Source organism: Streptomyces sp. NPDC004065, from assembly GCF_044903565.1.
Classification (GTDB): domain Bacteria; phylum Actinomycetota; class Actinomycetes; order Streptomycetales; family Streptomycetaceae; genus Streptomyces.
In genome coordinates this window covers 109,385-128,447 of the sequence record NZ_JBJDQT010000021.1, presented here as the reverse complement: position 1 = coordinate 128,447, position 19,063 = coordinate 109,385, and the positions used below count along the sequence as shown (strand labels likewise).

The 19,063-nt window shown below is 73.6% G+C and carries 12 protein-coding genes and 2 pseudogenes; 6 read left to right on the top strand and 8 right to left on the bottom strand.

Annotated elements, in window-relative coordinates:
* Positions 1-94 precede the first annotated feature (94 nt).
* Positions 95-658, bottom strand: a pseudogene (locus ACI2LW_RS22225) (Rv3235 family protein); the annotation flags it as partial.
* 364 nt (positions 659-1,022) lie between these two features.
* Here ACI2LW_RS22225 and ACI2LW_RS22220 point away from each other — a divergent pair.
* The 4 genes from ACI2LW_RS22220 (at position 1,023) to ACI2LW_RS22205 (ending at position 9,421) form a co-directional block, all read left to right on the top strand.
* Positions 1,023-1,544 (top strand): DUF6912 family protein, encoded by a 522-nt coding sequence (locus ACI2LW_RS22220; protein ID WP_404732939.1) that lies wholly within the window; start codon positions 1,023-1,025, stop codon positions 1,542-1,544.
* A gap of 30 nt (positions 1,545-1,574) precedes the next feature.
* Complete coding sequence (locus tag ACI2LW_RS22215) at positions 1,575-2,243, top strand: HAD family hydrolase (RefSeq protein ID WP_404732938.1); 669 nt, start codon at positions 1,575-1,577, stop codon at positions 2,241-2,243.
* Positions 2,244-2,749: 506 nt separating this feature from the next.
* On the top strand, positions 2,750-7,687 hold the full coding sequence (locus tag ACI2LW_RS22210; RefSeq protein WP_404732937.1) for an NAD-glutamate dehydrogenase: 4,938 nt from the start codon (positions 2,750-2,752) through the stop codon (positions 7,685-7,687).
* Between the two features lie 213 nt (positions 7,688-7,900).
* Complete coding sequence (locus ACI2LW_RS22205; RefSeq protein WP_404732936.1) at positions 7,901-9,421, top strand: hypothetical protein; 1,521 nt, start codon at positions 7,901-7,903, stop codon at positions 9,419-9,421.
* 143 nt (positions 9,422-9,564) lie between these two features.
* Here the strand turns inward: ACI2LW_RS22205 and ACI2LW_RS22200 are convergent, their stop codons facing one another.
* Positions 9,565-10,398 carry an ABC transporter ATP-binding protein gene (locus tag ACI2LW_RS22200; protein WP_404732935.1) on the bottom strand — a complete coding sequence of 278 codons (834 nt, stop codon included), beginning with the start codon at positions 10,396-10,398 and terminating at the stop codon, positions 9,565-9,567.
* Complete coding sequence (locus ACI2LW_RS22195; protein WP_404732934.1) at positions 10,385-11,299, bottom strand: ABC transporter permease; 915 nt, start codon at positions 11,297-11,299, stop codon at positions 10,385-10,387. Before ACI2LW_RS22195 ends, ACI2LW_RS22200 begins: the two co-directional genes overlap by 14 nt.
* A gap of 168 nt (positions 11,300-11,467) precedes the next feature.
* Between ACI2LW_RS22195 and ACI2LW_RS22190 the strand changes: the two genes are divergently transcribed.
* Positions 11,468-12,106 (top strand): TetR/AcrR family transcriptional regulator, encoded by a 639-nt coding sequence (locus ACI2LW_RS22190; protein ID WP_404732933.1) that lies wholly within the window; start codon positions 11,468-11,470, stop codon positions 12,104-12,106.
* On the opposite strand, the pseudogene galE reads toward ACI2LW_RS22190, so the two are convergent.
* The 4 genes and pseudogenes from galE to ACI2LW_RS22170 form a co-directional block, all read right to left on the bottom strand.
* Positions 12,070-12,945 (bottom strand): annotated as a pseudogene (gene galE, locus ACI2LW_RS22185) (UDP-glucose 4-epimerase GalE); the annotation flags it as partial. The gene ACI2LW_RS22190 and the pseudogene galE sit on opposite strands and share 37 nt — an antisense overlap.
* A 129-nt stretch (positions 12,946-13,074) precedes the next feature.
* Complete coding sequence (locus ACI2LW_RS22180) at positions 13,075-14,703, bottom strand: glycosyltransferase family 2 protein (RefSeq protein WP_404732957.1); 1,629 nt, start codon at positions 14,701-14,703, stop codon at positions 13,075-13,077.
* A gap of 44 nt (positions 14,704-14,747) precedes the next feature.
* A complete protein-coding gene (locus ACI2LW_RS22175; RefSeq protein ID WP_404732932.1) occupies positions 14,748-16,043 on the bottom strand; it encodes a glycosyltransferase 87 family protein in 1,296 nt (431 codons plus the stop codon).
* Between the two features lie 241 nt (positions 16,044-16,284).
* On the bottom strand, positions 16,285-16,776 hold the full coding sequence (locus ACI2LW_RS22170) for a MarR family winged helix-turn-helix transcriptional regulator (protein ID WP_404732931.1): 492 nt from the start codon (positions 16,774-16,776) through the stop codon (positions 16,285-16,287).
* Positions 16,777-16,912: 136 nt separating this feature from the next.
* Here ACI2LW_RS22170 and ACI2LW_RS22165 point away from each other — a divergent pair, with 136 nt between their 5' ends.
* Complete coding sequence (locus ACI2LW_RS22165) at positions 16,913-17,326, top strand: organic hydroperoxide resistance protein (protein WP_404732930.1); 414 nt, start codon at positions 16,913-16,915, stop codon at positions 17,324-17,326.
* Between the two features lie 111 nt (positions 17,327-17,437).
* On the opposite strand, the gene ACI2LW_RS22160 is transcribed toward ACI2LW_RS22165, so the two are convergent.
* Positions 17,438-18,997: a hypothetical protein gene (locus tag ACI2LW_RS22160; protein ID WP_404732929.1), complete on the bottom strand. Its 1,560-nt coding sequence runs from the start codon at positions 18,995-18,997 to the stop codon at positions 17,438-17,440.
* Positions 18,998-19,063 lie beyond the last annotated feature (66 nt).

Here is a 19,063-nt window from a genome sequence, read left to right as displayed (position 1 = left end):
GGGCCGGGGCGGGGCGTGGTGTCGGGCGGCCGGGGGGGGGTGGCCCGCGGGGGGGGCGCGGGGGGGGGCGGGGGGGGGGGGGGGGGGCGCGGGGGCGGGGGGGGGGGGGCCCCCCCCGCCCCACGGCGGTGCAGCGCCAGCGCAGGTCGCGGCCCAGTTCCAGGCGGAACGCCATCGCCCGCAGCTGCTCGCCCGCGCCGATCCGGGCGAAGGCCTCCAGGGCGCCGGGGCGCGGCTCGTAGTAGCCGATGTCGCGTACGACGGGACGTGTGCCGCGGGCCCGCAGCGGGCCCCGTTCGGCCAGCCGTGCCAGTTCGTCGTAGGCCCGGCCCGCGGTGTGGCGGAGCATCCAGTGCACGGGTTTCTGCCCGCTGAGCACGGCGAGGAGCCGGTCGGCGAAGACGTCCGTGGTGAGGGGCAGCGTCGCCGGCCGGGAGACGACGGGCCCCGAGGGGGCGGCACCTGCGCCGCCGGGCGCGGAGGCGCCGGCCGCGGGGCGGTGACCGCCCGACGGTCCCGGACGGTGGTCGCCGCCCCGTGGCCGGGGGCGGGGGCCGCCCGGTGTGCGGGGCGGGGCGGTGCCCGGGCGGCGGGTGTCGCCGCGGCCCGGCGGGCGGCTGCCGGTGCGGCGCTGCGTCCTGGTCATGACCTTGTTCATGGGGGTCCCCGTTTCGGTGTCGGCCGGGTTCTACCGGGCAGTAACTTCCTGCTGGGCCTCTTCTACGGGCCCCGCGCCGGCCGCGGCAAGGAAGGCCGGTTCCGGGTCGGGGCGGCGGGGAAGTTCACCTATCCGTGTGATCGTGCGGTCCCCGGACCCCGGGATCGGGCGGGTGCGCCGGGTGAGGAGCGGGGCATGCGGTGGACGCGTCGGAGGGTGCGGCCGGGGACCCGAAAGGGGACGCCCGCACGTATCCTTGAGGCCGCCCCGGGAGCCGTGGGACCGACGCGCCGAGCGCCGCCGGCCGTGGTCCGGCTGTCTCCCGGAGCCTCGCGGAGCCTTCCGACCAAGAAAGCGGCCAGCCATGCGCGTCTACGTCCCCCTGACCCTCCCCGGTCTCGCCGAGGCGTACAAGGCGGGCGAGCTGGGGGCGGGACCGTTCGTCGCGTACGCCGTCACGCCCGCCCTGCGCGAGTGGTACCTCTCCGATGACATCGAGGAGCTGGAGTACGCCGCGCTCAGCCGGGCCGCGCTGGCCTCGCTGCGGCTGCTGGCGGCCGATCCGGGCGCGCCCCGGCGCAGGGTCGTCGTCGCCGCGGACGTGCCGGACGGGGCGGCGGTGGCCGACCCCGACCGCGGGCTGGACCCGGCCGCGCTCGGCGAGGTCCGGGTGACCGGGACGGTGGCGCTGTCCAGGGCGGCGGCGGTGCACGTCGACTCCGGGGACGCCGAGGCGGACGTCACCGCGGCGGCACAGGCGCTCGGGGCGGCGGACGCGGGGGACGACGACGCGCAGTTCGTGGTGGACGGCGCCGAGGACCACGAGCTGCTCTGGTACGCCACGCAGGAGATCCCGAACCTGGTGGGACTGGGCGAGGGCAGCTGATTGTCAGTGGCGGCGGGTACGTTTTCCGGCATGGGGAAGCAGTCAGGGGCGCACATCGTCTGGGACTGGAACGGCACGCTGTTCCACGACAACGACGCCGTCGTCGGCGCGACGAACGCGGCGTTCGCCGAGCTCGGCCTGGAGCCGATCACGCTGGAGCAGTACCGCGCGCTGTACTGCGTGCCGGTGCCGAAGTTCTACGAGCGGCTGCTCGGGCGGCTGCCCACCGAGGCCGAGTGGACCTCCATGGACGAGGTCTTCCACCGGTACTACGCCGAGCACCGGGTCCGCTGCGGACTGACCGAGGGAGCGGCGGAGCTGCTCGCCGCGTGGACCTCCGCCGGGCACAGCCAGTCCCTCCTGAGCATGTACGGGCACACGGACCTGGTCCCGCTGGTCCGCGGCTTCGGGATCGAGGCCCACTTCATACGCGTCGACGGGCGGACCGGCCCGTCCGGCGGCAGCAAGGCCGAGCACATGGTGCGCCACCTCGGCGCGCTGGCCGCGACGGTGCGCCCGGAGCGCACGGTGGTGATCGGGGACGCCGCGGACGACGCGCTGGCCGCCCGGTACGCGGGGGCCGCGGCCGTGCTCTACAGCGGCGGCTCGCACAGCCGCGCCAGCCTGGAGGGGGCCGGCGCACCCGTGGTGGACACCCTCACGGAGGCGGTCGAGCTGGCGGAGCGCCTGGCGGCGTAGGCCCGCGCCCGGCGGCGCAGGCCGCGTCCGGCGGCGTGGCCCCCTCCGCCTCCCTTACGCGGTGCCCGGCGCCGCCGCTGCTGTGCAGAACGTCAAAGTTCCACCCCCGGTTTTGTACACATACGGCTCATGACGGGGCACCCGTCGGGAGCGATAGCCTTGTGGCGTGATCAGCGCGATAGTTCGCGGGGGCGCCGTCGCCTCCGCTGTGCGCCCGGTGAGCACGGAACACCTCCGTGACCGGGCGGCCGTCGCTGGTCCTCGCGGGCGGGAAGGGGCCTCGACGGCCCCTGGGACGCCGCGTCGGTCCCGGGCGGCGACGCGGCCGAGAGCAGCGTCACACCCGTCGGACGCGTCGAAGTCGGCTGACATCCCCCCGCTCATCTCACCTGGCGGCATAGCGTCGAAGTGGACCGGACACCCCGGGCCGAGGCGTTGGGCCGAACAGGAAGAGACCGTACTTCCTTCAACGTCACGCAACGGCGCGCGACAGGAGCCAGAGGACAATGCAGACCAAGCTGGACGAAGCCAAGGCCGAGTTGCTCGAGAGGGCCGCTCGGGTAGCTGAGAACAGTCCGGTCGGGGGGCACCTTCCGACCGGGCCCAAGGGCGAGGACACCCCGGACCGGGAATCCGTGCACGCCTTCCTCCAGCGCTACTACCTGCACACCGCCCCGGAGGACCTCGTCGACCGCGACCCGGTCGACGTCTTCGGAGCCGCCTTCTCGCACTACCGGCTGGCCGAGAACCGCCCCCAGGGCACGGCCAATGTGCGGGTGCACACCCCGACCGTCGAGGAGAACGGCTGGACCTGCAGCCACTCCGTCGTCGAGGTCGTCACCGACGACATGCCCTTCCTCGTCGACTCCGTGACGAACGAGCTGACCCGGCAGGGCCGCGGCATCCATGTCGTCATCCACCCGCAGTTCGTGGTCCGCCGGGACCTCACCGGCAAGCTGATCGAGGTGCTGCCCGCCAGGCAGCCGGGCGCCCCGCTGCCGCACGACGCGCACATCGAGTCCTGGATCCACGTCGAGATCGACCGCGAGACCGACCGCGCCGACCTCAAGCAGATCACCGCCGATCTGCTGCGGGTGCTCTCCGACGTCCGGGAGGCCGTCGAGGACTGGGAGAAGATGCGCGACGCGGCCACCCGGCTCGCCGACGCGCTGCCCGACGAGCCCGTCCCCGCCGACCTGCCCGAGCAGCAGGTCGAGGAGGCCCGGGAGCTGCTGCACTGGCTGTCCGCCGACCACTTCACCTTCCTCGGCTACCGCGAGTACCGGCTGCGCGAGGACGACTCCCTGGCCGCCGTGCCCGGCACCGGGCTCGGCATACTGCGATCGGACCCGCAGCACGGCGGCGACGACAGCCACCCGGTCAGCCCGTCCTTCGAGCGGCTGCCCGCCGACGCCCGCGCCAAGGCCCGCGAGCACAAGCTGCTGGTGCTGACCAAGGCCAACAGCCGGGCCACCGTGCACCGGCCGTCCTACCTGGACTACATCGGCGTCAAGAAGTTCGACGAGAACGGCGAGGTGATCGGCGAGCGCCGCTTCCTCGGTCTGTTCTCCTCCGCCGCCTACACCGAATCGGTACGGCGCGTTCCGGTCATCCGCCGCAAGGTCGAGGAGGTCCTCGAGCGCGCCGGCTTCTCGCCCAACAGCCACGACGGCCGCGACCTGCTGCAGATCCTCGAGACCTACCCGCGCGACGAGCTGTTCCAGACCCCGGTCGCCGAACTGCAGTCGATCGTCACCTCGGTGCTGTACCTCCAGGAGCGCCGCCGGCTGCGCCTGTACCTGCGCCAGGACGAGTACGGCCGCTACTACTCGGCCCTCGTCTACCTCCCGCGCGACCGCTACACCACCGGCGTGCGCCTGCGGATCATCGACATCCTGAAGGAGGAGCTCGGCGGCACCAGCGTCGACTTCACCGCCTGGAACACCGAGTCGATCCTGTCCCGGCTGCACTTCGTCGTCCGCGTCCCGCAGGGCACCGAACTGCCGGAGCTCTCCGACGCCGACAAGGAGCGCATCGAGGCCCGCCTGGTGGAGGCCGCCCGGTCCTGGGCCGACGCCTTCTCCGAGGCGCTCACCGCCGAGCTGGGCGAGGAGCGCGCGGCCGAGCTGCTGCGCCGCTACACCAACGCCTTCCCCGAGGGCTACAAGGCCGACCACACCCCGCGCGCCGCGGTCGCCGACCTGGTCAACCTCGAGCAGCTCAACGAGGACAAGACCTTCGCGCTGAGCCTGTACGAGCCGGTGGGCGCCGGGCCCCAGGAGCGCCGCTTCAAGATCTACCAGAAGGGCGGCTCGGTCTCCCTGTCCGCCGTGCTGCCGGTGCTGAGCCGGCTCGGCGTGGAGGTCACCGACGAGCGGCCGTACGAGCTGCGCTGCGCGGACCGCACGACGGCGTGGATCTACGACTTCGGTCTGCGGATGCCCCGGGCGACCGGCACCACCGCCGGCGACTACCTGGGCGACGACGCCCGCGAACGCTTCCAGGACGCCTTCGCCGCGGCCTGGACCGGCAAGGCGGAGAACGACGGGTTCAACGCGCTGGTGCTCAGCGCCGGGCTGACCTGGCGCGAGGCGATGGTGCTGCGCGCCTACGCCAAGTACCTGCGCCAGGCGGGCTCCACCTTCAGCCAGGACTACATGGAGGACACCCTCCGCAACAACGTCCACACCACCCGCCTGCTGATCAACCTGTTCGAGGCGCGGATGGCGCCCGAGCGCCAGCGGGCCGGGCACGAGCTGGTGGACGCGCTGCTCGAAGAGGTCGACGCGGCCCTGGACCAGGTGGCGTCCCTCGACGAGGACCGCATCCTGCGCTCCTTCCTGACCGTCATCAAGGCGACCCTGCGCACCAACTTCTTCCAGGAGGCGCGCGGCGGGCAGCCCCACGACTACGTGTCCATGAAGTTCGACCCGCAGGCCATCCCCGACCTGCCGGCCCCGCGCCCGGCGTACGAGATCTGGGTGTACTCGCCGCGCGTCGAGGGCGTGCACCTGCGCTTCGGCAAGGTCGCGCGCGGTGGTCTGCGCTGGTCCGACCGGCGCGAGGACTTCCGCACGGAGATCCTCGGCCTGGTCAAGGCGCAGATGGTGAAGAACACCGTCATCGTGCCGGTCGGCGCCAAGGGCGGCTTCGTCGCCAAGCAGCTGCCCGACCCGGGCGTGGACCGGGACGCGTGGATGGCGGAGGGCATCGCCAGCTACAAGACGTTCATCTCGGCGCTCCTCGACATCACCGACAACATGGTCGCGGGCGAGGTCGTGCCCCCGCCGGACGTGGTCCGGCACGACGGCGACGACACCTATCTGGTGGTCGCGGCCGACAAGGGCACGGCGACGTTCTCCGACATCGCCAACGAGGTCGCCGAGTCCTACAACTTCTGGCTCGGTGACGCCTTCGCCTCCGGCGGCAGCGCGGGCTACGACCACAAGGGCATGGGCATCACCGCGCGCGGCGCCTGGGAGTCCGTCAAGCGGCACTTCCGGGAGCTGGGCGTGGACACCCAGACCCAGGACTTCACGGTCGTCGGCATCGGCGACATGTCCGGCGACGTGTTCGGCAACGGCATGCTGCTCAGCGAGCACATCAGGCTGGTCGCGGCCTTCGACCACCGGCACATCTTCATCGACCCGAACCCGGACGCGGCCACCTCCTACGCCGAGCGCCGCCGCCTGTTCGAGCTGCCGCGTTCCTCCTGGGCCGACTACGACACCTCCCTGCTGTCGCCCGGCGGCGGCGTGTTCCCGCGCAGCGCCAAGGCGATCACGGTCAACGCGCACATCCGCGAGGCCCTCGGCATCGACTCCGGCGTCACCAAGCTGACCCCGGCCGACCTGATGCGGGCGATCCTCAAGGCGCCGGTGGACCTGCTGTGGAACGGCGGCATCGGTACGTACGTCAAGGCGTCCACCGAGTCCAACGCCGACGTCGGCGACAAGGCGAACGACGCCATCCGCGTCGACGGCGCCGACCTCAGGGTCAAGGTGATCGGCGAGGGCGGCAACCTCGGCTGCACCCAGTTGGGGCGGATCGAGTTCGCGCACGCGGGCGGCAAGGTCAACACCGACGCCATCGACAACAGCGCGGGCGTGGACACCTCCGACCACGAGGTGAACATCAAGATCCTGCTCAACGGCCTGGTCGCCGAAGGCGACATGACGATCAAGCAGCGCAACAAGCTGCTCGCCGAGATGACCGACGAGGTCGGCGCGCTGGTGCTGCGCAACAACTACGCGCAGAACACCGCGATCGCCAACGCGCTCGCCCAGTCCAAGGACATGCTCCACGCCCAGCAGCGGTTCATGAAGCACCTGGTGCGCGAGGGCCATCTGGACCGGGCGCTGGAGTTCCTGCCCACCGACCGGCAGATCCGCGAGCGCCTGGCCTCCGGGCACGGCCTGACCGGCCCGGAGACGGCCGTCCTGCTGGCGTACACGAAGATCACGGTCGCCGAGGAGCTGCTGCGGACCTCGCTGCCGGACGACCCGTATCTGCGCGGCCTGCTGCACGCCTACTTCCCCACGCCGCTGCGCGAGCGGTTCGGCGAGCACATCGACAACCACCCGCTGCGCCGCGAGATCACCACGACCGTCCTGGTCAACGACACGGTCAACACGGGCGGTACGACGTATCTGCACCGGCTGCGGGAGGAGACGGGCGCGTCGCTGGAGGAGATCGTCCGGGCGCAGACCGCGGCCCGCGCGATCTTCCGGTCGGCACCCGTGTGGGACGCGGTCGAGGCGCTCGACAACAAGGTCGAGGCCGAGGTGCAGACCCGCATCCGGCTGCACTCGCGGCGCCTGGTCGAGCGCGGCACCCGCTGGCTGCTGAACAACCGGCCGCAGCCGCTGGAGCTGACCGAGACCGTGGAGTTCTTCTCCGACCGGGTCGAGCAGGTGTGGGCCGCGCTGCCCAAGCTGCTCAGGGGCGCGGACCTGGAGTGGTACCAGCAGGTCTACGACGAGCTGGCCGCGGCCGGCGTCCCGGACGAGCTCGCCACGCGGGTGGCCGGGTTCTCCTCCGCCTTCCCGGCGCTGGACATCGTCTCGGTGGCCGACCGGATGGGCAAGGACCCGATGGACGTCGCCGAGGTGTACTACGACCTCGCCGACCGGCTGTCCATCACGCAGCTGATGGACCGCATCATCGAGCTGCCGCGCAACGACCGCTGGCAGTCGATGGCCCGCGCGGCGATCCGCGAGGACCTCTACGCGGCGCACGCGGCCCTGACCGCGGACGTGCTGGCCGTGGGCAACGGCGACGCCACGCCCGAGCAGCGGTTCAAGGTGTGGGAGCAGAAGAACGCGGCGATCCTCTCCCGGGCGCGCTCGACCCTGGTGGAGATCCGCAGCTCCGACGAGTTCGACCTCGCCAACCTGTCGGTGGCGATGCGGACGATGCGCACCCTGCTGCGCACGCACACATAACCCTGCTGCGCAGGCACACGTAGCGGCGCGAAGCCGCAGACGAGGGGGCGCCCCGGGCCGAGAGCCCGGGGCGCCCCGCTGTCGGGCCCCGCCCCCGCCCAGGAAACGCCGTACGGCACATCCCCACTTTCCGGGCAATCAGGATGATCCCGAATAAAGTGGCGCGGGTGACTGTGCACCTCACCGACAGCGGGATCCGGCGGCGCCGGCACGATGCGTTCCGCGCCGTCTGAGGCGCTCCGCGCGGACCGGGCCGCGCCGCGGCACACGGCAGGCGCCCGACGGGCCGCCGCCGCCCGGGCGGCCGCCGTGCTCCTGGTCGTGCTGCTGCTCGCGGTGATCGCCCGGCTGCCGTGGGCCGGTGACCTCGGCATGCACGCGGCGACCGTGATCCGTCTGCGCAACAGCCCGCTGCACCCCGGCAATCCGCTCGTCGACGCCGACACGCCGAGCCCGTACTACTCGCCGTGGATACTGCTGCTCGGCTGCCTCGCCCGGGTCAGCGGCCTGTCGGTCTTCGTCGTGCTGCGGCTCGCGGCGGTCACCGGGCTGGCGTTGTGGGTCACGGGCGTGTGGCGGTACGTCAGGACGCTGAGCCGGCACCCGGCGGCGCCCGCGCTGGCCGCGCTGAGCCTGGTCCTGCTGTGGGGCACCGTCCTGATCAACTGGAGCGGCTTCGTCTCCCTCAACTCCCTGGCGCTGACGGTGTCGTACCCCAGCGTGCTGGCGCTCGGCCTGGCCTTCCACCACTGGGCCTGGCTCACCCGGGCGCTGCGCACGGCCGCCGGATGGGCGGTGTGGCTCGGACTCGGGGCGCTGTGGGCGGTGATCCTGCTCTGCCACCAGTTCACCGGGGTGGTCGCCACGCTGGGCGCGCTCGCCGCGGTGCTCGCGGCCCGGCCCCCGCGCACGCTGTGGCCGCGGCTCGCGGCCGCTGCCGGGCTGGGGCTGCTGGTGCTGCGGCTGTGGCCGTACTACGACTTCTTCGCGCTGTTCTCGGCGGGCGACGGACTGGAGTCGGTGCACCGGGCGCTGTACGACCAGTTCCCCGGACGCTACTGGCTGGCGCTGCTCGGTGTGGCCGCGCTGGCCGCGCGGTGGCGGCGGGACCGCCGGGACCCGCTGGCGGTGTTCTTCGCGCTGGGCGCGGCGGTGTGCGCGGCGGGCCTGGCGAGCGGGCACTACTCGTGGGGCCGGGCCCTGCCCGCCGCCCTGATCCCGGCCCAGCTCGCCGCCGCGCTGGAGGTGGTCCGGGAGGACGGCCGGCGGGCCGTGCGGCTGTGCTGGGCGTGGCTGCTGGCCGGCGGGCTGGCCGTCGGCGCGTGGAGCCAGGCCGGAGTGCTCGGGTACGTCGTGGGGCGCGCCGCGCTGCCCGAGGCGCTCGCGGCCCACTACACGCGCCCGTGGACCGGCTACCACTGGATCACCCCGTACGTGCGGTACGGCGACGTGGTCATGGCCCGCGACTTCCCGGCCCGGCTGATCCCGGCGTACGGCCCCTACACCGTGGCCCCCGGCTACCCGGACTTCTTCCTCCCGGACGAGGACCGGCGCGAGGCGGCCGTGCGGCGCTACTACACCCGGAGCACCCCGGGCGCCGTACGGGGGGACATCCTGCGCAGGTACCACGTGCGGTGGGTCCTCGACACCGCGCGGGCGTGGCGCCGGGACCCCGCGCTGCGGCCGGTGGCCCGCGGCCCGGCGGGCCAGATCCTGTTCGCGGTGGCGCGCTGACCCGGCCGGACGGCGGCCCGACGGCGGCCGGGTAAGGCCAGGCCGGTCCAGGCCAGGCCGGTCCAGGCCAGGCCGGTCCAGGCCAGGCCGGTCCAGGCCAGGCCAAGCCGAGTCAGGGCCAGGACAAGGTTCAGGGCCGTCGGCTAGGACTTGCCGCCCGTGAAGGACTCGTAGGCCGCGAGGACCTCCTCCGTGGGGCCGTCCATGCGCAGCTCGCCGCGCTCGAGCCACAGCACCCGCTCGCAGGTGTCGCGGATCGACTTGTTGTTGTGGCTGACCAGGAACACCGTGCCCGCGCTCCGGCGCAGTTCGCGGATGCGTTCCTCCGAGCGCCGCTGGAAGGCGCGGTCGCCGGTCGCGAGCGCCTCGTCGATCAGCAGCACGTCGTGGTCCTTGGCGGCGGCGATGGAGAAGCGCAGCCGGGCCGCCATGCCGGAGGAGTAGGTCCGCATGGGCAGGGTGATGAAGTCGCCCTTGTCGTTGATCCCGGAGAAGTCGACGATGTCCTGGTAACGCTCCTTGATCTGCTCCCGGGACATGCCCATGGCCAGTCCGCCGAGATGGACGTTGCGCTCACCGGTCAGGTCGTTCATCAGCGCCGCGTTGACGCCCAGCAGCGAGGGCTGGCCGTTGGTGTAGATCCGGCCGCTCTCCACCGGCAGCAGGCCCGCGACCGCCTTGAGCAGGGTGGACTTGCCGGAGCCGTTGGTGCCGATGAGACCGATCGCCTCGCCCTTGTAGGCGACGAAGGAGACCTTCTTCACCGCGTGCACCCGGCGCACGCCGGCGGCCTTCTCGGCCTTCTCGCGGCGCAGGATGCGGTTGAGGGCGGCGGTCGCGCTGCCGCGCCCGGCGCCGGTGCCGTTGACCCGGTAGACGATGTCGACGCGGTCGGCGACGACGGTGGGGACCGGTGCGCAGTCGAGCGCGCGGTCCTCCGCGCGGGTGTCCGCGCCGTACTGCTCAGCCACGGCCATACCTCTCCTCGGCCTTCCAGAAGTAGACGAAGCCGCCGACGCCGGCGAGCAGGGCCCAGCCCAGCGCGTAGGCCCACACGTGGTGCGGGAGCTGCTGGGCCTTGAAGCTGTCGATGAGCGCGAAGCGCATCAGGTCGATGTAGACGGCGGCCGGGTTGGACTCCAGCAGCACCTTCACGAAGTGCGGCAGGTCGGTGTCCTTGAGCGTCTGGTCGATGCTCCACATGACGCCGGAGACGTACATCCAGGTACGCAGGACGAAGGGCATCAGCTGGGCGATGTCGGGTGTCTTCGCGCCCATCCGCGCCATGACCATGGACACGCCCGCGTTGAACACGAACTGCAGCACGAGCACCGGGACCGCCAGCAGCCAGGACAGGCCGGGCGTCACCCCGAAGCCCAGCAGGATCAGCACCAGGGCGGCCATCGAGAACAGCAGCTGCTGGAGCTGCTGCAGCGCGAAGGAGATGGGCAGCGCGGCGCGCGGGAAGTGCAGGGCCCGCACCAGGCCCAGGTTGCCGGAGATCGCCCGGGTGCCCGCCATGATCGAGCTCTGCGTGAACGTCCAGATGAACACGCCCGTCACCAGGAACGGGATGTAGTCCGCGACCCCCCGGCTGGTGCCGAGCAGGACGCCGAAGATGAAGTAGTAGACCGCCGCGTTCAGCAGCGGGGTGGCCACCTGCCAGACCTGGCCGAGCTTCGCCTGGCTGTACTGGGCGGTGAGCTTGGCGGTGGCGAAGGCGGTGATGAAGTGGCGCCGCGCCCACAGCCGGCGCACGTACTGCGGCAGGGAGGGGCGGGCGCCGCTGACGGACAGCCCGTGGCGGGCGGCGAGCGCCGCCAGGTCTTCCTCTTCCTGGGCCGGGGCGGGGGGCGGTGTGTGGAGTACCTGGCTCACATCCGCTGCTTTCGCTCGGGGGGTGGGGCGGGCGTCCGGGTCCGGGCCGGCCACCCGTTTCCTTACCGTTCTCTTCACGTTCTCTTACGCCGGAACGGGACCGTATCGTCGCAACGTGAGCGTAGGGCCAAGCGACGTCGCAACGCAACCGTTTCGTCGTAACGCCCTATGCTGGACGGCATGACGACGAACGCCGACGAGCCCCGGACGCGTCCGCGCCGCCGCACCCCCGCCGGGGCGGCCGTACTGCGGGAGGATGTGACGGAGGCGATCCGCGCCGCCGTCTTCGGGGAACTCGCGGCGGTCGGCTACGCCCGGATGTCCATCGAGGGGATCGCGCGGCGCGCGGGGGTCGGCAAGACGGCCGTCTACCGCCGCTGGCGCTCCAAGCTGCACCTGGTGCTCGACATCGTGTCCGCGCTCGCGGTGCAGGGGCTGCCCGCGCCCGACACGGGCTCCCTGGAGAGCGACCTGCGGCTGCTGTACGAGGTCACCTCGCGCGCCCTGCGCCACCCGGTGGCCTCGCAGATCATCCCCGACCTCCAGGCGGAGGCGGCCCGCAGTCCCGAGATCGCCGAGGCCATGCAGAAGGCCCTGCGCGACGGCCAGGAGAGCGTCGCCAGCAGCATCCTGGCGGCCGCACAGGGGCGCGGCGAGATCCGCCCCGGCGTCGACCGCCAGCTGGCCCTGGACCTGATCTCGGGCCCGCTGTACTGGCGATCGGTGGTCATCCGCACCCCGAAGCTCCCGCTGGGCTACCTGGACGCCCTGGCCCGCTCGACGGCGGCGGCGATCAAGGCCCTGTGACGGCGGCGCGGAGTGACCAGCGGGGGCCGGTCGTAGCCGGTCACGGCGTTGATGGTGTCGATCATCTCGCGGACCGACACGCCCTCCCCGCGCCCGATGTTCAGTGTCAGGTCCAGGCCGGGGTTGCTCTGCAGGGCGCGCGCCGTGGCCACATGGGCCTCCGCGAGGTCCTCCACGTGGATGTAGTCCCGGATGCACGTGCCGTCCGGCGTCGGATAGTCGTCGCCGAAGATGCGCGGGGCCGCGTTCTGCGTCAGCTTCTCGAAGACCATCGGGACCAGGTTGAACACGCCCACGTCCGCCAGCTCGGGGCTCGCCGCGCCGGCCACGTTGAAGTACCGCAGCGAGGCCGTGGACAGGCCCGCCGCCCGGCCCGTGGCGCGCACCAGCCACTCGCCCGCCAGCTTGGTCTCGCCGTACGGCGACATCGGCGCGCACGGCGTCTCCTCGGTCACCATGTCCACGTCCGGCATACCGTAGACCGCCGCGGAGGAGGAGAACACGAACGAGGGCACCTCGGCCGCGGTCACCGCCTCCAGCAGCACGCGCAGCCCCTCGACGTTCTCCCGGTAGTAGTGCAGCGGGCGCTCCACCGACTCCCCGACCTGCTTCTTCGCCGCCAGGTGGACGACACCGGTGATCCGGTGCCCGGCCAGCGCCCGGGCCAGCCGTTCCCCGTCCAGCGTGGAGCCCACCACCAGCGGCACTCCCTCCGGGACGCGCTCGGCGATGCCCGTGGACAGGTCGTCGTAGACGACCGTCCCCTCGCCCGCCTCGGTCATCGCGCGGACGACATGCGCTCCGATGTAGCCGGCGCCACCGGTGATCAGCCAGGTCATGTGCGGGCGTCTCCTCGTCAGTGCGGGTATGGCATGGGTACGTGTATGCGGGTCTATAGGTTCATTTGCCCGTGCGGGGCGTGCGGGTTCGTCCGTCCGTGCGGGCGTACGGGTCATCCGTCCGGGTACCTACCCGGCCCGGCGGCGCAGCAGCCGGAGCATGCGGCGGAATCTGCCCCGGAGCACCGAGGTCACCCCGCTCGCGCCGGCCGCCAGGCGCAGGGCCAGGGACCCGGAGTGCGTGGCGTAGGGCTGGACCAGCAGCACGCCGTACAGCACGCTCGGCACGATCCGGCGGCGCAGCAGGCCGGCGCCGTCGCGGGCGTGCGCCGTCACCTCGCGGCGGGTGCCGTCGGCGAAGCGCACCACCAGCCGCAGGTCCCAGGTGCCCGCGCCCAGCGCCGCGAGGTCCACCGCGGTCTCGGCCGTCCAGGCGCCGCCGGCCCCGGCCGCCAGGGCCACCGCGCCCTGCCGGCGCGTGAACCCGCGCTCCCGGTGCCGCCACTCCACCTCCAGCGCCCGCGGTCCCGCCTCGGCGACCCGGCCGTACATCTCGTGCAGGCGCAGCCGCAGCAGGGTGCCGTTCGCGCCGGGGCGCAGCGCGGCGTCCACGGCGAGGGGCAGCCGGTGGGCCGGGCGGGACAGGAAGGGCTCCAGGGTGACCTGCGGCAGGTCCTCGGCCCAGACGGGCGTGCCGTCCCCGGCCCGCGCGTAGGGCGGGCACAGGCGGGCCGGCCGGGCGGCGAGCTCCCTGAGCCGCGGCAGGTCGCGCGGTTCGGGCGAGGCGAGGATCACCCGGGCGAGGAGGCGGCCCGGCGCGGCCGGGTTGACGGCCCAGTCGGCGGCGTCGTACTCCGCCAGGAACGCCCGCGTGTGCGCCCACCACGCGCGCCGGTACTCCGCGTCGCGCAGGCCCAGCTCACGCGCGTACATGCGCACCTCGTGGTCGAGGAACTTGGCGCGCGCCGCCCGGGCGAGTTCCTTCTGCCCGGCGTTGAGCAGGATCTCGTACGCCTGTCTGCTCGCCTCGGCGCGGGCCCGCCAGTTGTCGATCCCGGAGCGGTCCAGCGAGATCGACAGCTGCTCGGCGGACCGCCGCACGTGCCAGACGTACACCCGGTCCGGGACGAGGGCCATGCGCGGCCCGGCGGCCAGCACCCGCGCGGTGAACACGAAGTCCTCGTAGGGGAAGCGCCCTTCGGGGAAGCGGACGGCGTGCTCGCGCAGGAAGCCGGTGCGGTACAGCTTGTTGACGCAGAGGGTGTCGTGCACGAGCCGCGGCAGCTCCGCCGGGCGCGCGGGTGCGGCGGCCACCCGGTACAGCTCCTCCTGCCAGGGCACCTCGCGCCCCGAGGGCAGCTCGCGGCGCACGCACAGTCCCGCGGCCACCTCGGCCCGCTCCCGGCGGGCGGCGGTGCGCAGCGCGTCGACCGCGCCAGGCGGCAGCACGTCGTCGCTGTCGAGGAACATCACGTACGGCGACTCCACCGCGTCCATGCCGGTGTTGCGGGGGCTGCCGCACCCGCCGCTGTTGGTGTCGTGCCGGATCACGCGCAGTCGCGGCTCGGTCGCGGCGAGGCGGGTCAGCACGTCGTAGGTGCCGTCCGTGGAGCAGTCGTCCACCGCCACCACCTCGCGTACGGCGGCCCCCTGGGCGAGGGCCGAGCGGACCGCGTCGGCGATGTGGCCGGCGTCGTCGTAACCGATCACGACGACGGCGACGTCGGCGTCGGGCTTCTGCGGGGTCTGCGGCTGCATGGAATCCACGGGCGCGAATGGTAGGTGTGGTCGGTAATCTCCCGTTAAGAGGGACTTGGCGTCCCGTGCGGAAGACGGAGTACGTCCCTTTCGGGTTGCCTTCGGTGCGCGACCAGTTTGGTCGAGCGCCACAGCCGGGCCAAGGACACTACCGTGGCGGTGCCCAGTAAACCGTTCCGGGTCACCATCAGCGCACACCCGGTCCAGGTGCAGGCGGCGACCTGGTGGTAGAGCGTGGGGTAGGCGATCGCGCTGACCAGACTGGCCGCGGCGATCAGCGCGGCCACCGGGCGCTGGGTGGTGTGCCGCGAGGTCAGGCACACGGCCGCGAGGCCCAGCAGCCAGATCATGTACTGCGGGCTGATCACCCGGCTGGTGACGGTGAACAGCAGCACGGCGCACAGCGCGGCGTCGTAGGGCGTGGCCTGCGTCCAGCGGCGGGCCCGTACCCGCCACGCCACCAGCAGGGCGAGGGCCGCCGCCGACAGGGCCAGCGAGACGTGCGCGACCGCGGGGACGTGCGGTCCGGTGAACTCCAGTGCCCCGTACTGGTAGCGCACCCGGACCGGCCAGCCCGCGTGGGTCGCCAGGGCCAGCGCCGTGCCGCCGAACGACTCGATCTGCACGCCCCGGCCGCCCTGCTGACGCACGAACGCCAGCGGATTGCGGAACGCGCCGGCGAGCACCGCCAGCGCCAGTGGCCCGGTGACGGCGGCCCAGGTCCACGCCGAGCGCGTGGCGCGGCCCCGGGGCGTGCCGAGGAGCGTCAGCGCCGGCCACACCTTCACCAGCGCCCCGAGCGCGGCCAGGGCGCCGCAGGCGCGCGTGGAGCGCGCCAGGGCCAGCAGGGCGAGCACGGCGAGGGCGGTGACCTGGATGTCGTAGCGGGCGAGCGGGACGTGCAGCAGCAGCGGCAGGCCCAGCGTCCAGTAGCCCGCGCCGCGCAGCGAGCGGCCGGGGCGGGTGCCCGCCCGGGCCAGGGCCAGGGCGACCAGCGCGTCGGCGGCCAGGGTGAGCGTCACGAACGCCTGGAAGTAGGTCAGTCCCGGCAGCAGCGCCGGCGACAGCAGCACCGGGCCCGCGCCGGGCGGGTACTGCCACAGGGTGTCGTGCGCCGGGAAGGCGCCGTGGGACAGCACGACGTACCAGTGGTGGTACAGCTTCCACACCTCGCGCGCCACCGCGCCCCTGCCCAGCAGGGGCCGGGTGTTGTGGGCGAGCAGCCACAGCATCAGGGCGCGGGTGAGGAGCCAGGCGGCCGCCAGGGCGAGCAGGCGGTTTCCCGTCGAGGCGTGCGTGAGGGCGCGCGGCACGCGGTGGAGGGCACGGGTGGCTGTCATCACGGCGGATCGTAATGCCGGAGGATGCCGCCTTTGTGCCGATACGCCGCTCGTGGGGCGGGAGCCCGCCTGACGGCGGCCCGTCCGGCGGCGGCCCGTGCGGCGGCAGCCCGTCCGATGGCAGCCTCTCCAACGGCGGCCCGTCCCGGCGGGAGCCCGCCTGACGGCGGCCCGTCCGACGGCAGCCCGTCCGGCGGGAGCGCGTCCGGCGGCGGCCCGCCTGAAGGCGCCTGAAGGCTGCCTAACGGCAGCCGGGCGTCTCCTCCAGTGCCGCCGTGTCGAGCGCCTCGGTGAGCCGGCTGAGGCGGGCGTGCAGGTCGACGATCTCCTCGACGGTGAAGCCGGTGGCCGACAGGATGCGGCGCGGCACGTCGGCGGCGCGCTCCCGCAGGGCCGTGCCCTCGGGCGTCGGCCGCACCTGCACCGAGCGTTCGTCCCGCACGCTGCGCTCGCGCCGCACCAGGCCCGCCGCCTCCAGGCGCTTGAGCAGTGGGGACAGGGTGCCGGAGTCCAGGCGCAGATGCTCGCCCAGCTTCTTCACGGGCGTCTCGCCGTGCTCCCACAGCACCAGCATCACCAGGTACTGCGGGTAGGTCAGCCCGAGCTCCTTGAGCAGCACGCGGTAGACGCTGTTGAACGCGCGCGAGGCGGCGTGCAGCGAGAAGCAGATCTGGCGGTCCAGGCGCAGCCACTCCTCGTCGGGCGCGGCGCTCTGCGGAACCTCGGTCGTCATGCGTCCAGGATAGCCGGACCGCCATTCAGTTGTGCACAACTGAATTGTGTGCTCTACTCGTGGCCATGAGGCCGCCGGGACGCGACACCGGAACCCGGCCGGCCGCCCCATGACACTCGAGAGGGATGGTCTTTCCATGGACGCGCTCTACACCGCCGTCGCCACCGCCACCCACGGCCGCGAGGGCCGCGCCTACACCAGCGACGGCAAGCTGGACGTCCAGCTGGCTCCTCCGGTGGAGCTCGGCGGCAACGGCCAGGGCACCAACCCCGAGCAGCTCTTCGCCGCCGGCTACGCCGCCTGCTTCGCCAGCGCCCTCGGCCTGGTCGGCCGCCAGGCCAAGGTCGACGTGAGCGACGCCGCCGTCACCGGCGAGGTCGGCATCGGCAAGCAGGGCCAGGGCTTCGGGCTCGCCGTCACCCTGCGCATCGAACTGCCCGCCTCCGTGGACGAGGCGACCGGCCGCAAGCTGGTCGAGCAGGCCCACCAGGTGTGCCCGTACTCCAACGCCACCCGCGGCAACATCCCGGTGGAGCTCGTGGTCGAGTAACCGGGGAGCCGGGGAGCCGGGGAGCCGGGGAGCCCGGCGCCGGAGGCCGGAGGCCGGAAGCCGGTCCGGACCGGCCCGCCGGTACCGGTCCGGGGGCGCGCCGGATACGGCTCAGCCCCCGACCCGCGCCAGCACCTCGCCGGTCCGCCGGCTGCGCGCCACCGTCACCGCCTCCCCGGGCACCGGCTGCCCGCGCGTCAGCAGCAGCCAGCGCACGTGGTAGCGGCGGACGACGGCGAGCCGGCCGGCGCGGCTCGTGCGGCCGTCCAGGTAGGCGCGCACGTCCCGGGCCCTGCGCTGCCGGACCCGCTCGTCCAGGGCGCGGTCCGGCCACAGCGGCGCGACCAGGTTCACGCCGTACCCGGCGATCGAGTGCAGGGCGCGGTAGCCGTCGGTGAGGACCACGTCCCCGCGCCGCATGTGCCGGGCCGCCCAGCCGTACGACGGCCAGCGCGGCGGCTGCTCGAGGCCGACCGGGTCCAGCGAGCGCGGCACCACCGCCCCGGCCTGCACGGTGACCAGGCCCAGACAGGCGCCCGCCGCCGTGACCCAGCCGAGCGCCCTGCGCCACGGCGCCCACGGCCGCGCCGCCGCCACTTCCACGGCCGCCGCGAGCTGCGGCCCCAGCAGCGCCGGACCCAGAACCCGTCCGTAGGTGAAGTGGCCGCTGACCCGGCCGTACGCCACGACGAGGCAGTCGAGCGCGAACATCAGCACCAGCGGGTCCCGCCCCCGCGACCGCCGCGCCCGCGCGCCCAGGGCCGGCAGCCCGAGCGCGGCCAGCCAGAAGTGGCCCACGACATCGCGGTACAGCACCTCGTGGATGGCGTCCAGGCGTCCGTCCCCGGCCAGCGCGAACAGGTCGAAGTACGGCCAGGCCGCCGCGACCGCGAGAGCCACGGCCGCCGTCAGCAGCCAGCGCGCCGCCACCCGGGGCCGCCAGCGGCGCTGCCACCCCGCCACACAGGCCGACGCCCCGAGCCCGGCCGCCACCGCCGTGATCGGGTGCACCAGCAGCACCACCCCGTACAGCACGCCCAGCCCCGCGTACCCGCCCGGGCCGCGCAGTCCGCGCGGCCCCACGAAGCGCACCGGGCCCGCGTCCCGCGCCCGCCTGCCGGTCAGCGCCCAGGCCCACAGCGTGAGGCCGGTGGCGAACGTCGACGGGTACCCGAGGTTGCCCGTCAGCGGCATCAGCCCCAGGTAGCCCGACCACCAGGCCCGCTCGGTGCCCCACAGCAGCGTCACACAGCCCAGGGCGAGCACGGGCGCCCACCGCCGCTCGGTGAGCACCCGCACGAAGCGGCCGAGGCCGCCGAGCAGCACCAGCAGGTTCAACGGCCCGGCCACCCGCAGCAGCTGCCATCCGGTCAGCCCCGTCAGCCGGGCGAGGACGCCCTCGGTGACGGCGTACGGCGAGTAGTAGGGGCTGCCCGCGCCCGGCAGGTCGGCCATCGGGTGACGCGGCTCCAGCAGACCGGACCGCAGGCGCTCGATCACCGCCGCGTGCTGCCCGGCGTCGCAGCACGGCGGCACCCGCCAGTACGCCAGCGACACCACCACCCAGAACAGCGCACCGGCCGCCTGACACGGGCTCGGGCGCAGGGCGCGGTGACGGCCGGGCGCGCTCGCGCCGGGCACGGACCGCCGGAGGAGGACGCCGGCGCTCACCGGACCGGGACGCCGGCGGACGCGAAGGTGCGGGGCATTGACCGTATATCCCCGCCACCGTCAACA